The sequence below is a fragment of the Paenarthrobacter sp. NPDC056912 genome, assembly GCF_042786555.1.
Classification (GTDB): domain Bacteria; phylum Actinomycetota; class Actinomycetes; order Actinomycetales; family Micrococcaceae; genus Arthrobacter.
This window is the reverse complement of sequence record NZ_JBHUCD010000012.1, coordinates 57,866-70,510: the sequence shown is the minus strand read 5'-3', so window position 1 is coordinate 70,510 and position 12,645 is coordinate 57,866. Positions and strand designations below refer to the sequence as shown.

11 protein-coding genes are annotated in these 12,645 nt (G+C 60.1%); 4 read left to right on the top strand and 7 right to left on the bottom strand.

Going from position 1 to position 12,645, the window contains the following annotated elements:
- Nucleotides 1-203 precede the first annotated feature (203 nt).
- Entirely contained in the window at nucleotides 204-833 is a 630-nt protein-coding gene (locus tag ACFRJ9_RS14235) for a TetR/AcrR family transcriptional regulator (RefSeq protein ID WP_377669042.1), read from the top strand.
- Nucleotides 834-1,203: 370 nt separating this feature from the next.
- Here the strand turns inward: ACFRJ9_RS14235 and ACFRJ9_RS14230 are convergent, their stop codons facing one another.
- The 7 genes from ACFRJ9_RS14230 to ACFRJ9_RS14200 are packed head-to-tail and all read right to left on the bottom strand — an operon-like array spanning nucleotide 1,204 to nucleotide 8,657.
- A complete protein-coding gene (locus ACFRJ9_RS14230; RefSeq protein WP_377669039.1) occupies nucleotides 1,204-1,812 on the bottom strand; it encodes an alkylhydroperoxidase domain protein in 609 nt (202 codons plus the stop codon).
- Nucleotides 1,809-2,468, bottom strand: coding sequence for a CMD domain protein (locus ACFRJ9_RS14225; protein WP_377669035.1), 660 nt, complete (start codon nucleotides 2,466-2,468; stop codon nucleotides 1,809-1,811). The genes ACFRJ9_RS14230 and ACFRJ9_RS14225 overlap by 4 nt, the downstream gene beginning before the upstream one ends.
- Nucleotides 2,465-3,514, bottom strand: coding sequence for a putative FMN-dependent luciferase-like monooxygenase (locus ACFRJ9_RS14220; protein ID WP_377669032.1), 1,050 nt, complete (start codon nucleotides 3,512-3,514; stop codon nucleotides 2,465-2,467). The genes ACFRJ9_RS14225 and ACFRJ9_RS14220 overlap by 4 nt, the downstream gene beginning before the upstream one ends.
- Nucleotides 3,514-5,169 (bottom strand): dipeptide ABC transporter ATP-binding protein, encoded by a 1,656-nt coding sequence (locus tag ACFRJ9_RS14215; protein ID WP_377669029.1) that lies wholly within the window; start codon nucleotides 5,167-5,169, stop codon nucleotides 3,514-3,516. Before ACFRJ9_RS14215 ends, ACFRJ9_RS14220 begins: the two co-directional genes overlap by 1 nt.
- Complete coding sequence (locus tag ACFRJ9_RS14210; protein ID WP_377669026.1) at nucleotides 5,166-6,047, bottom strand: ABC transporter permease; 882 nt, start codon at nucleotides 6,045-6,047, stop codon at nucleotides 5,166-5,168. The genes ACFRJ9_RS14215 and ACFRJ9_RS14210 overlap by 4 nt, the downstream gene beginning before the upstream one ends.
- Complete coding sequence (locus ACFRJ9_RS14205; RefSeq protein WP_377669023.1) at nucleotides 6,044-6,988, bottom strand: ABC transporter permease; 945 nt, start codon at nucleotides 6,986-6,988, stop codon at nucleotides 6,044-6,046. The genes ACFRJ9_RS14210 and ACFRJ9_RS14205 overlap by 4 nt, the downstream gene beginning before the upstream one ends.
- 1 nt (nucleotide 6,989) lies before the next feature.
- A complete protein-coding gene (locus ACFRJ9_RS14200; protein ID WP_377669020.1) occupies nucleotides 6,990-8,657 on the bottom strand; it encodes a TIGR04028 family ABC transporter substrate-binding protein in 1,668 nt (555 codons plus the stop codon).
- Nucleotides 8,658-9,248: 591 nt separating this feature from the next.
- Here ACFRJ9_RS14200 and ACFRJ9_RS14195 point away from each other — a divergent pair.
- Genes ACFRJ9_RS14195 through ACFRJ9_RS14185 form a run of 3 tightly spaced genes read left to right on the top strand, consistent with a single transcriptional unit; the run spans nucleotide 9,249 to nucleotide 12,552 of the window.
- A complete protein-coding gene (locus ACFRJ9_RS14195; RefSeq protein ID WP_377669017.1) occupies nucleotides 9,249-10,640 on the top strand; it encodes a tryptophanase in 1,392 nt (463 codons plus the stop codon).
- A gap of 56 nt (nucleotides 10,641-10,696) precedes the next feature.
- Entirely contained in the window at nucleotides 10,697-12,142 is a 1,446-nt protein-coding gene (locus ACFRJ9_RS14190) for an amino acid permease (protein ID WP_377669014.1), read from the top strand.
- Complete coding sequence (locus ACFRJ9_RS14185) at nucleotides 12,139-12,552, top strand: Rid family detoxifying hydrolase (protein ID WP_377669010.1); 414 nt, start codon at nucleotides 12,139-12,141, stop codon at nucleotides 12,550-12,552. Before ACFRJ9_RS14190 ends, ACFRJ9_RS14185 begins: the two co-directional genes overlap by 4 nt.
- Nucleotides 12,553-12,645 lie beyond the last annotated feature (93 nt).

Here is a 12,645-nt window from a genome sequence, read left to right as displayed (position 1 = left end):
AGTGACTCGTTTGCCGAGTTATTGTGACACTCGTTACATAAAAAGCGTGACACGATGTTGTTGCAGCGTCAAGTGCCAATTTGGGATGCGGCGCGGTTGGCTTCTCTTGAAGAACGCAGGGGTTTCCACGGAACCCGGCGTAGAGTTATACCGATCTTCGGGCGGACTGCCGCAGACAGAAACTAGAACGCGAGGAGGCCTAAGTGGGGCGCCCACCGGACCCAGCCCGCCGTGAGGAAGTGCTCGTAAAGGCTGTAGCCTATTTAGCCGAGCGAGGCCTGTCGAACCTTTCCCTCCGCAAGCTGGCGAGTGCCATGGGGACCAGCACGCAAACGATCTCTTATCAGTTCGGGTCCAAGGAAGGGCTTATCGAGGCCGCATTGGCTCGCGCTCGAGCCACGACGCTGGGGGTTTTGGAAGAAATTCGTGCCGAGCAGATACGACCGTCTGTAGCTGATGGAATCGTCCGACTCTGGGATTGGTGGCTGGAAGACCAGGAGAACCTCGTCTCGACACGGCTAAGTATGGAAGCAATGATGACGTCCGATGAGGACTTGTCCAGCGAGCGGCGACCGGAGCTTCTGTCATTCTGGATCGACTACTTCGCCGACTGGATTCTGGTTGAGCGCGATGGAAGTCGCCAGGACGCCATTGTTCAATCCACGCTCCTCATGGCGGTCTTGAGCGGCCTCGTTATCGATCTGCAGAGCACGGGGGACCGCCAGCGCACCCAGTCCTCTCTGCACGCTTACCTTGCCGCAATACAGGCATACGCCTCCTCCGGAGAAGGACAGGCGAGCCCCCCCTGTGAAGTGGCCACCTCGCAGGAGTAGTTCCGCAGCTAATTCCACTTTGACGCCGATGTGAAAGAGGCGGCGCCATTTCATGACAGCTCTTTGTTGGCACCAACAACACAAGCAGAGCGTACGACGACGGGTCCCGCCCGCCGTCGTACGCTCTGCTTTGCGTGAAGTCGCCGCCGGCGACATCCCAGTCGTACTCGATGAAATAGTCCCCAATGGTCCCCGTGGTCCGCGCGAGCGCTGGCTCAACGAGATCCACGTGCCATCGCTTTACATGGAGCGGACCAAAACGCCCCCATGCCTGCAACTACGAGTAACCCGGAAGGTCATGTCCGCGCTACAATCAACGACCACTGGGCGGGACACGTATCGGAACGAGTGGAAACCAGCGTCCACCGCGTTAGCCCAGGTTCGGCTCCTCAGGCTCGCCAAGTGAGAGCATGAGCCGGTTTGCCCAGTTGAAGAAAGCCGCTCCATGAATGACATCCGAGATCTCCAAAGCGTCGAGTCCTACGTCCCCAAGCGCCCGGAGGTGTGCGGCGTTAAGCTGCGGGGGAGTCTGGGCCAGCGCCTGGGCGGCTGACGCTATAGCGTTCCAACGCGGACCGAGGTCAGCCGAGAGGCCCTCATCGAGGAGTCGCTGGACGTCGTCATGTCGCTCGGAATAGTGGGAAGCGAACCGCGCGTGTACGGAGGCGCAGAAGACGCAACCGTTCGCCCTGGATGTGGCAACGGCCGCCAGTTCGCGCTCTGCCCGTGGCAGCCCATCTTTGGTGTTGTAGAAAATATCCTTGTCTGTCCTGGTCCTGGCACCAAGGATGTCAGGATCCCGGGCCAGCAGGCGGAAGTAGTCGCTGGCAGCCCGGGACCGGTCCATGAGCCCGTCGTATTGGCGATCCGTCAGCTCTTCCACGGCAGGTGCATGCAGCCAAGGCACCCATCCAAGTTGCTCCTGCGTGAAGGCTTCAGGGCGGTTCAGTGTGGCGTAGGTGACCACTTCGTCGGTCATGCGTTGATCCTTACTGTTTGTGATTCGTCTGCCGTATCCAGCGCAGGGCTTTCCTTCGCTGGATCGGCAAGGAGTTCCAACCCGGCGATTACCCGCAGTTGATAGGACAAGAAAGCGACGAGTTGCGAGAGCGTCACGATCCCGTTGGTCGACCAGCCGGCCTTTACCAGTGCCCCCAACGCACGTGGCGACGCCTCTCGGGGCCGAAGAACCAGCAGATGGGTATGTTCCAAGGCTGCCGCCAACTTTGTTCCCAACGCCTCGGCCAGCTCAGGCGCCACGGCCCATCGGAGGCCAGGGCGGTCTTCACCACGAAGACCGGGCTCCCGGTATTCGCCGTAGGGGCCTTGGGCCGCACCGGCAGCGGCGGCCTCTCTCAGCAAAGCCGTGAGGCCCGGGTCCGTCTCGGCCGCTCCCAAACCTTGGCTGTAGAAGCTCGCAGCTGCTTGGTTGCCGTGCAACAGCGCTACAAAAATCGCGACGGCGAAGCGTTCCGTCAGACCCGCGTCCTCCAGTTGGTCGGGGTGGAACAGTGCGAGATAGCTCGACTGAGTGTTGTCCCGGGTGATGGGGCGGCGGTGCCGCAACCTATCCAGGGGGGACCCTGGGACGAGTCCCAGGATGGTGTCGACGGCGTCGGGTATGGTGTTGCTCATTTCTCTCCTTGCAGTGCGGGGATGTGGCTTGTGGACGGCTTCCAGCCGAGTCGCGGTACCACTTCTGCGGCGGCGAGCTCGATGGAACGAAGGATGTGTTCGTGGGGTGGGTCTATGGAGTGGACCTGGAACGATACGTCTGTGGCCCGTTCAAGCGAGCTATCACGGCTGAGTGATTCAACGACATCCTCCACGGTTCCTACGTGGGCGTCGGTGGCGGCGATGAGCGACTCTGCGTCATGGCTTTCAAAGACATACCCTTGGCGCTCGAAAAGCGGGACAATCCGGCGCAGTCCAGCTTGGGCGAATCGGAGAGCAGCGGCCCGGTCGTCGGCTACGAATAACGTGCGGGAGGCCAGGATCCTTGGGCTTGTCCCGGCAGGGAGTGAGCCGAGGTACGCATCAATGATGGGGTTCTGCAGTTGGTCCAGTGAGGCTCCTGCCAAGGATTGTTCGCGCGGCTGGGTGCGCGACAACATCAGGCCATCGCCGGCCCTGCCGGCACGCTCGCCTCCGTCGGTGGAGAAAGTTGCTTGCCACAACCTGTCGAGCAGTTGGGGTGCTGCCGGGTAGAGGGCATTGGCAGAGGCGCGGATGTCCTTGCCGCCCCAGGCTTCGGTAAGGAGCTGCAGTTTATCGGCGAAGATTCGACGGCGGTGGTCACTTTCCAGGCCGAAGGCAGCGAAGGATGATGCAGTACCTCCCGTCCCCACACCAACTTCAAGCCGACCGCCGGAGATCAGGTCCAGCACTGCGGTGTCCTCAGCTACCCGCAACGGATCCTCCAGTGCAAGGGTGATGATTCCCGTACCAAGCCGGATGCTGGTTGTCCGCGCCGCTGCGTATGCCAGGAAGACCAAGGGCGACGGCAGGCCGCCTTCGGATTCGTTGAAGTGGTGCTGTGCAACCCACGCCGTATCGAACCCTGTTTCTTCCGCCGCTTGGATTTGCTCCAAGGCGAGTCTGTAGCGTTCAGCCGGCCCGACGTCGTCGAGCAAGCGTGTGAAGAAGCCTATCCTTTTGGTGGCTTCTGATCGTTGGGTCATTACTTTGCCTTTCGGTTTCCGGGGATCGCCTCGATGAGTTCCCGCGTGTAGTGGTGTTGGGGGGTGTCAAAGACATCGGACACAGTGCCTGCCTCTACTTGCCGGCCGCCGCTCATGACGGAGACCGTGTCCGCGATTTGCCTCACCACGGCGAGGTCGTGGGTGATGAAGACGTAGGTCAGGTCCAGTTCGCGTTGCAGTCCTTCCAACAATGTGAGGATCTGGGCCTGGACGGTGACGTCCAGCGCTGAAACAGCCTCGTCCAGAATCAGGACCTCCGGATTGAGGACTAAGGCCCTGGCAATGGCAACGCGCTGACGTTGGCCGCCTGAGAGCTCGCGGGGATGCTTGGCGAGCAGGCTCTCCGGCAGTTGGACGCGATGGACCAGGTCCCGCACCGCCTTGAGCCTCTCCTGGCGGGAGACCGGACCGAAATTCAGCAGGGGTTCTTCGATGATCCGGGCGATCGTCTGCCGCGGATCAAGGGAGGTGAACGGGTTCTGGTAGACGAGTTGAACGTGCTTCCGGAACTGCCGGAGGCTTTTGGCGTCCAACCCGGAGAGCTCGTGGCCGCTGATGGAGATGCTGCCCGAGGTGGGCCGTTGGAAACCCGCCAGGGCACGTGCGGTGGTGGTCTTCCCTGAGCCGGATTCACCGACTATTGCGTGTGTGCTGCCCTGTGGAACCTGAAAACTTACGTCGTCCACAGCTCGGAACCGTGGCTGGTTGCGCCCGGTATCAAACTCCTGAACCAGGTTGGCAACCTCAACCGTGATGACCCGGCCGGGCTTAGGTGCCGAGCGGGAAAAGATGGGCGAATTCGACGGCGCGTCGGCCAGGAGCTGACGGGTGTAGTCCGTGGATGGATTCGTGAGCACGCGGTCGGTGGGGCCTTGCTCTTGGATCCGTCCACCATTGAGCACCACCACGCGGTCGGCCCGGTCAGCTGCCACGCCCAGGTCGTGCGTGACAAAGAGGACCGCTGTGCCCGTGTCTGCCCGAAGGTCATCGATGAGGTCAAGAATGCGCCGTTGAACAGTGACGTCCAGGGCGCTGGTCGCTTCATCGGCGATAATCAGCTGGGGCTCCAGGGCAATGGCCGCGGCTATCAGGACACGCTGCTTCATGCCACCTGAGAGCTCGTGGGCGTATTGCCTGGCTCTGCGTTCAGGTTCCGGGATTCCTACTCGCGACAACAGGTCCAGGACCCGTTGCCGTCGCGCCGGCTTCGGAAGCTTGGTGTGCAGGCGCAGCACTTCCTCCACTTGGGCACCGACAGTAAGAACCGGATTCAACGAGCTCGTCGGATCCTGTGGGATCAGCGCGATTTTTGCTCCGCGGATCGATTCGAGGCGTTTCTGGGACCAACCCGCGATGTCAGTGCCGTTCAAGCGGATGCTTCCGCCTTCCACTCGACCATTGCCGGCGAGAAGGCCGATGACGGCCTGGGCCGTAGTGGATTTCCCGGAACCCGATTCACCAACCAAGGCAAGGACTTCGCCGGGCGCGATCTGCAGCGAGACATCGTGGACTACGCGGCGGTGTTTCCTGTGTAGGTCCGCATAGGAAACGGACAGATTGACCAGCTCAAGGACGGGGACGGTGCCTGTTTGCGCGGGTACGTCCGTATCCAGGTCTGTGAGGACGTCGCTCACGGTTGTACCTTTCGGATTGAGTGGCTGATGCGATTCGCGGACAAGACCACGGCAACCACAACCAAGCCGGGGTAGGTAGTCAGCCACCAGGACGTGGCCACGTAGTTCCTGCCTTCAGCGATCAGCAACCCCCACTCCGGTGTGGGCGGGGGAGCCCCATAGCCTAGGAACCCCAGAGTGGAGATGGCCAGGATGGCACTGCCGAACTGGAGAGCAATGAGTGCGAGCACCGGTCCGGCCGAATTGGGCAGGATATGCCGCCATAGGACGGCGAAAAAGGTTCCTCCACTCCCAAAAGCAGCCTCGACGAAGTCGCTGCGACGTACGCGCAGCACTTCGGACCGGGAGAGCCTGGCGAAACTGGCTACGGAACCCACCCCCACGGCTATTGCGGCGTTCACGGTCCCAAACCCCAGAATGATGATGATGCTCAGCGATAGCAACAGGCTGGGGATCGACAACAGGACATCCACCATCCGCATGACAACGGCATCGACAATGCCGCCCAAGGACCCCGCCAGCAGGCCCAAGAGTGTTCCCACCACGAGCCCAACGCCGACCGCTACCAAGGCGCCGGTCACGGAATTGATGGATCCGTGGATCATTCGCGAAAGAAGGTCCCGGCCCAGTTCATCGGTGCCCAGCAAGTATTCACCGTCTGGCGGGAGGAGTTTGTCCCTGGCCTTACCGGAGATCGGGTTATGCCTGGCGAGCAGTCCGGGAGCGACAGTCCACAAAGCCACGATTGCGAGGACCAGCCATGCAAGAAGCAGGCTTGGATTGAGCAGGGCGATGGTGAAACGCTTCCGCGGCGTGGCGGGCTCGGGAATGCGATCTCTCGAAAGGGTACGGGAATCCGCCAAAGTTGCCTGGCTCATGTGAGCGCTCCTGCCTTTTGCTTAAGCCGGGGGTCCAACACGGGGTACAGCAGGTCCACGGCGAGGTTGACCATGACGAAGGCAGCCGCGGCGAGTACCACCACGGCCTGCAGCACGGCTGCGTCCTGGTTGTTGACCGCTTGTTCTGCCAGTTGGCCCACCCCGTTGCGCCCGAACACGGTCTCGGTGACCACTGCCCCGCCGATCAGTTCTCCCAACAGGACACCGGCAATGGTCAGTGCCGGAAGCACGGCGTTGCGGGCCACGTGGTGGTTCAGTACCCAGGCACTGCTTCCGCCACGCGAACGCGCGACGGCGACAAAGGGCTGGGTGCCTATGTCGTCGATGCTTCGGATCAGTACCTGCGCCAGCGGCGCCGACAAGGGGACGGCCAGTGTTGCCACGGGAAGGATCAGACCGAGCGCCTCCGGGGGATTGATGACGGGTATCAGCTTCAACCGGAAGGAGAAGACCTGAATCAGGACAATGCCCAGCCAGAAAACGGGCACGGAGACCAGTAGGGACGGCAGGGACTGGATCGCGTCCCTCAGCCAGGAAAACGGTGCAAGGCTGGACGCGAACGCGATCGCGACAGCCAGACCTACCGCAGCGAGAAAGCCCAGGCCCGCCAGTGCCAGGGTCGAGGGCACGGAGGCGGCCAATTGATCCACCACCGGCACCCCAGCCTGGACCGAGTAGCCCAGGTTGCCGGTGAGGAAACCGCCTAGCGAATCGAAGTACTGGAAGAATAACGGCGTATCTGCCCCGTAGGAGCGGCGGATATCCGCGATTTCCTGTGGGCTCAGGCCCATGTCCGGATTTTGGTACTTGATCAGCAGGGCATCACCGGGCAGCGCTTGCAGCAACACAAACGCTATGGTGAAGGCGGCCCAGAGGACCAGGACGGCCTGGCCGAAACGGTTCAGGAGGTAGCGCCGCATGTCAGCCCTTCTTGAGCCAGACGTTGTACAGGCTCGGACGGCCCACGGCTTCGAAGGTAAGCCCGTGCAGATATGGTGCGGATGCGAACACTTGCGGCTCCTCGAAGATCGGAATGACCAAGGCCTGGTCGATGAGATGGTTCTGGATGTCGGCAACATCCTTGAGGCGCTGCTCTGGATCGGTGCGTGCCGTCTCGGCTTCCAGCAGGGAGTTGAGCTTCTCATCGACGAAGCTCTTGACCTTTTGGCTACTACCGCCGAGCTGCAACAACGCGTCACGGTTCTTGGGGTGGAACAGGCTCTTGACGACATCCGGGTCGGCGCGGCCCACCATGGCCACAAATACCGGAGTCTTCTCGGGATCCAGGCTGTCCACGTTCTTGCTGCCAGAGTCGCCCGCCAAGACGTTGAGCTTGACGCCAACCTTCAGCCACTGCTGGGCAACAAGCTGCAGCACAGCCTTGTTCTGAGGCTGCGGGATGGATTCGTAAACGGCAAGGGAGAGTTGGGCGCCGCCCTTGGTCCGGATGCCATCGGCTCCAACCTTCCATCCGGCCTCTTCCAGGAGTTCCTTGGCTCTCTCCGGATCGTGGCTCAGCTTGCCGGACAGATCCACATAGCCGGCGGCGTCCTCGGCGAGAACCGAGGTCGCCAGTGGGTAGTTGTCCGAGAAGATTGTCTCCACGATTTCCAGCGTGTCCGTGGCTTTCAGCAGTGCCTGGCGGACCCGGACGTCAGCGACCAGCGCGTTGTCGGGACGGAAGACGAGGCTGTCGTTGACCCCGCGCGTGCCCGGTGCATGGATCTTGAAGTTCTGTCCCGCCACCTGTTTTTCGTCGTAGGCCTGAACCTGGCGGATCAAGTCGCCTTGACCGGCAAGCAGTGAGCCGGTGCGGACGCTGTCCTCCGGTGTAACCACGATCTTTACGGTGTCCAGGTACGCTCGGCCTTGGTGGTCCGCTGTGGCGGGACTCCAGTTGTAGTCCTTGCGGGCGTCCAGCACCAGTTCCTTGCCCAGCACCTCGCTGGCCACCGTGAAGGGACCACTGCCGATGATATTTCGGGCGTCACCGAGTTCATCGTACTTCCGGTCCAGGGTGCTGATGGACACGATGCCGGAGCCTATGGCTGACGTACCTTGAAGGAAGCCGGGCGAGGACTTCTTGAAGTGGAACTTGACCGTGAGGGGGTCCACCACTTCGCTGTGATCGTAGTTGTTGATGACTTCAGACACGGGCTGGTTCAGGGCTTTGTTGCCTAGACCGTAGGTGTCAAAGTTGCGCGCCACCGCTGCAGCATCCACAGGTGTGCCGTCAGAGAATGTGATGCTGCTGCGGAGCTTGAACGTGTACTCCGTCAGTTCGGAGTTGCTGGTCCACGACTCGGCAAGCCACGGCTCAATCTTGAGCGTTTCAGGGTCTTGGAATGTCAGTTTGTCCGTGATCTGGTTCAGGACGCCGCCGTTGGGGTAGAACCCTCCGGACGGCGGATACAGGTTGGTGTGGGCTAGCTGCTCAAGGTAGACCAGCGTGCCCCCGCCGACTGGTGTGCCGTCGTCGTCGGAAGGGCTTGTGGCGTCCGGGCTGGAGCCGCAGGCGGCTAGCAGGGTTGCCAATGAAAGCGCTGCTATTCCGGCCGAGACGGCACGGACTGGTATGCGGAAAACCATGGGAGTTCCTCTTTTCAGATGGAGTGAATGACGTGTTTGGCCGCGAATGGGCATGATGTCAGGACGTCGTGACATCACTGTAGGAGGAGCAAAAGAGCTGCCGAAGTCGAAAGACATCAGCGTTCACCGCAGTTCGTATTGCGCAAGATCTAGTCATGTGCCGCAACAAAAAGCAAAGTACGTGCCACGTGAGGAGACTGATCGGCTGCAATCGCCGCGGACCACGTCGGCCAGGACCCGTAGAGTCCCTCGTGAGGCCACTCGTCGAGTGAAAATCATTGACATTTGATCAAATATCAGAGTAAGCTCCAGGGACTTGAATCCTCTAGGTCCGCCAACTGCTAAGCCCGCACTGAACTAACAGAACGATATTGAAACGAACGCATGGGCTAGCCGGACTCGAGAAGCCCTTTGAGGAATGGGCTCCCGCAAGCCGCTCGACTAGGAGCTTTGGCGCGCATGGGAGTCCAATACTGAAATGCATTCAACAATATGTTGACCGCCACAACAAAGTGTTGTAACTTTTAGCTGGTCCTGCCCACGTTCACGTGCACGGCAGTTCTTAGTAGCCAGGAAAAATTGGAGAAAAAGATGAAGTACATTGCCGAGCCCTTCAAAATCAAGATGGTGGAGCCGATCCGCGTTACCACCAAGGAGGAGCGCATTCGCGCTGTGGAGGCTGCCGACTACAACAACTTCGGGCTGCGATCAGAGGACATCTACATTGATCTCCTGACCGACTCGGGCACCGGCGCGCTCAGCGATCAGCAGTGGGCGGGCATGATGCTGGGGGATGAAACCTACTCCGGCAGCCGCAGCTACTTCCGGATGCTGGATATCGCGAAATCAATCTTCGGCTACGACTACATCCAGCCCGTTCACCAGGGCCGCGCCGCAGAGAAAGTTCTGTTCCCGGTCATCGTTGAACCCGGACAGATCGCCGTCTCAAACACGTTCTTCGACACCACTCGCGGACACGCGACTCTGACAGGTGCAATCCCGGTGGATCTGCTCTGCGAGGAGGGAAAGAATCCTTCCGAATACGCGGACTTCAAGGGCAACATGGACATCGCTGCGCTGGAGTCGTTGGTCGCCCAGCAGGGCCCGGAGAAGATCGCCTGCATCGTCATGACGATTACCAACAACTCGGTGGGTGGCCAGCCCGTCTCCATGGCGAACATGCGAGAAGTCTCTCGCGTCGCACGCGAACACGGAATCCTGTTGGTCATCGATGCGGCTCGCTACGCTGAGAATGCCTACTTCATTAAGCAGCGTGAGCCGGAATTCGCCAACGCGTCGATCCGCGACATTGCCAAGGAGTTCTTCTCACTCGGTGATGTCTTCACCATGAGTGCCAAGAAGGATGCGATCGTCAGCATGGGCGGACTGATCGCGGTCCGTGATGAGAAGGCTAACGCGAATCTCATCACGGGGATTAAGTCCTATGTGGTCCCTAGCGAGGGTTTCATTACCTATGGCGGCCTGTCCGGTCGCGATTTGGAGACGCTTGCGACAGGCCTCGAAGAGGGCCTGGACGAGGACTACCTGCGGTACCGCATCGGGCAGGCCGAGTATCTGGCCGCCCGCCTGGACGAGCACGGCATCGCCTACCAGAATCCTGTCGGAGGCCACGGTGTCTTTGTCGACGCCGGTGCTCTCCTGCCACACATCCCTTGGCACCAATTCCCCGGCCACGCCCTTGCGGTGGAACTGTACCTTGAGGCTGGAATCCGTACCTGCGAGATCGGCTCATTCATGCTTGACGCGGACCCTGTGACCGGTGAACCGCAGCGGGCGACGTCGGAGTTCACGCGGCTCGCTCTTCCTCGACGCGTCTACACCCAGGGGCACCTGAATGTCGTCGCAGAGGCCTTGGCGGCAATCAAGGAGCGCGCGCACACTGTGCCGGGCTACGAGATCATCAAGCAGGGCAAGGTCCTCCGGCACTTCACCGCCTCTCTGCGTCCCATCGGCAATGAATAGGGTCCGCGTAGTACAACCAATGAGGGTTAGGAATAGCGATGAATCAAAATGCACAAGTGGAGGACAACGCTCCACAGTCCACTGTTGAGTCCAGCAGTTCAGGGTTTAAGCGGGTACTCACGAGCCGCCAAGTTCAGATGATCGCACTTGGCGGCGCTATTGGGACGGGTCTTTTCTACGGCTCTTCCGATGCGATCAGCCTTGCTGGCCCGGCGGTCCTGTTGGTTTACCTGGTAGCTGGGGCCGTCATCTTCCTCGTGGTGAGGGCGCTGGGGGAGATGGCAGTGGACAAGCCGGCATCGGGGGCCTTCAGCTATTACGCCTATCAGAACTGGAGCCCACGGGCAGGTTTCGTCTCCGGATGGAATTACTGGTTCAACTATGTAGTTGTGTCCATGCTTGAACTTGCGGTTGTGGGCATTTATGTCAACTACTGGTTCCCGGATATCCCGCACTGGTTGATAGCCGCATTCTTTCTCGTGACGATCACCGCCGTTAATCTTTTCGGAGTTAAGGCGTTTGGCGAATTCGAGTTCTGGTTCGGATTGATTAAGGTGATCGCGGTGATTGCCATGATCGCGCTGGGGCTGGTGGTGATCTTCTTGCGGATCAACAGCAACCCGGCTCTTCCCGATCCTTCCTTCAGCCACTTAGTGGATGACGGCGGGTTCGCTCCGATGGGCATCGTGGGGCTCCTATTAGCGCTCCCGGTCGTAATGATGTCGTTCGGCGGCGTTGAACTTATTGGTGTGACCGCGGGCGAGGTTCGCGATCCGGGTAAGACGCTTCCAAAAGCCATCAACCAAGTCGTGTACCGAATCTTGATCTTCTACGTGGGGGCACTAGCCGTTGTGATGGCTGTCATCCCTTGGCGGCACCTTACGGGCAAGATGAGTCCCTTCGTTCAGATCTTTGACAATGTTGGTGTCGCGGCCGCGGCAGATGTGCTCAACCTAGTTGTCATCACGGCGGTGCTGTCGGTCTACAACTCGGGCCTGTACTCGAACGGTCGAATGCTTCATTCTCTTGCGCATCAGGGCAACGCTCCGGCGTTCCTCAAGTTTTCCAGGAACGGGGTTCCCATCGCCGGTGTGCTCTTCAGCTCAGCGATGACCGTAATTGCTGTCGTCGTGATCATCCTCTGGCCAGACTTCGCGTTCAGCTACATTCTGTCGATCGCGGTGATCGCTGGCATCATCAACTGGTCGATGATCATGATTACGCAGTACAAGTTCCGTCGCAGGATCGGACCTGAAGCGGCTGCGAAGCTGGCATTTAGACTGCCCGGTGGCACCGTAGCCACCTGGATAGTTCTCGCGTTCTTCGCACTCGTTGTCGTAGTAGCGGCACTCTCCCCTGCATACCGGATAGCAGTTATCGTCGGTCCAATCTGGCTCGGCATCCTCTTGATCTCGTATGAGGTCAAGAAGAGGCGCCAGCAACGACTCGCGGTTCCTGCATCACCAAACACTGAAACGCTCACGATAAAGAGGGACCAATGACCATCGGGACAGGCGCCGATCAGGCAGTCCGCAAAGTGTCCACCAGTTCGGCACCCAGCGCGATCGGCCCATATTCGCAGGCAGTTATTGCCTCACCCTATCTCTTCATTTCTGGCCAGTTGCCAATAGATCCCGCAACAGGAGAACTCGATAACTCGACAATCACCGGCCAGACCAAGCGCATCTTCGCCAACCTCAAGGGCATCCTTGGGGCTGCGGGCCTAGACATTGAGGACGTCGTGAAGACAACAGTGTTCCTCACCGACTTGGCCGATTTTGCCGAGGTAAATGATGCCTACGCAGAACAATTCACGGGGGATGTGCTACCCGCACGGTCCACGGTCCAGGTAGCAGCTCTCCCCAGGGGAGCCAACGTCGAAGTTGAGGCTATCGCCTTCCGCTCCTCCTGAATTCCGGGCCTCATCTAAGCTCGGTAGAACTCGAGCAAAACTCCTGTGGTGGGACTGTAATTTCCCCATCCCGTTCCACCACAGGGGAACTTC

Coding starts and splice junctions, on each gene's coding strand:
- ACFRJ9_RS14205 (WP_377669023.1), bottom strand. CDS start 6,988: ATGCGGCGCTACCTCCTGAACCGTTTCGGCCAGGCCGTCCTGGTCCTC.
- ACFRJ9_RS14230 (WP_377669039.1), bottom strand. CDS start 1,812: ATGACCGACGAAGTGGTCACCTACGCCACACTGAACCGCCCTGAAGCC.
- ACFRJ9_RS14210 (WP_377669026.1), bottom strand. CDS start 6,047: ATGAGCCAGGCAACTTTGGCGGATTCCCGTACCCTTTCGAGAGATCGC.
- ACFRJ9_RS14220 (WP_377669032.1), bottom strand. CDS start 3,514: ATGACCCAACGATCAGAAGCCACCAAAAGGATAGGCTTCTTCACACGC.
- ACFRJ9_RS14225 (WP_377669035.1), bottom strand. CDS start 2,468: ATGAGCAACACCATACCCGACGCCGTCGACACCATCCTGGGACTCGTC.
- ACFRJ9_RS14200 (WP_377669020.1), bottom strand. CDS start 8,657: ATGGTTTTCCGCATACCAGTCCGTGCCGTCTCGGCCGGAATAGCAGCG.
- ACFRJ9_RS14195 (WP_377669017.1), top strand. CDS start 9,249: ATGAAGTACATTGCCGAGCCCTTCAAAATCAAGATGGTGGAGCCGATC.
- ACFRJ9_RS14185 (WP_377669010.1), top strand. CDS start 12,139: ATGACCATCGGGACAGGCGCCGATCAGGCAGTCCGCAAAGTGTCCACC.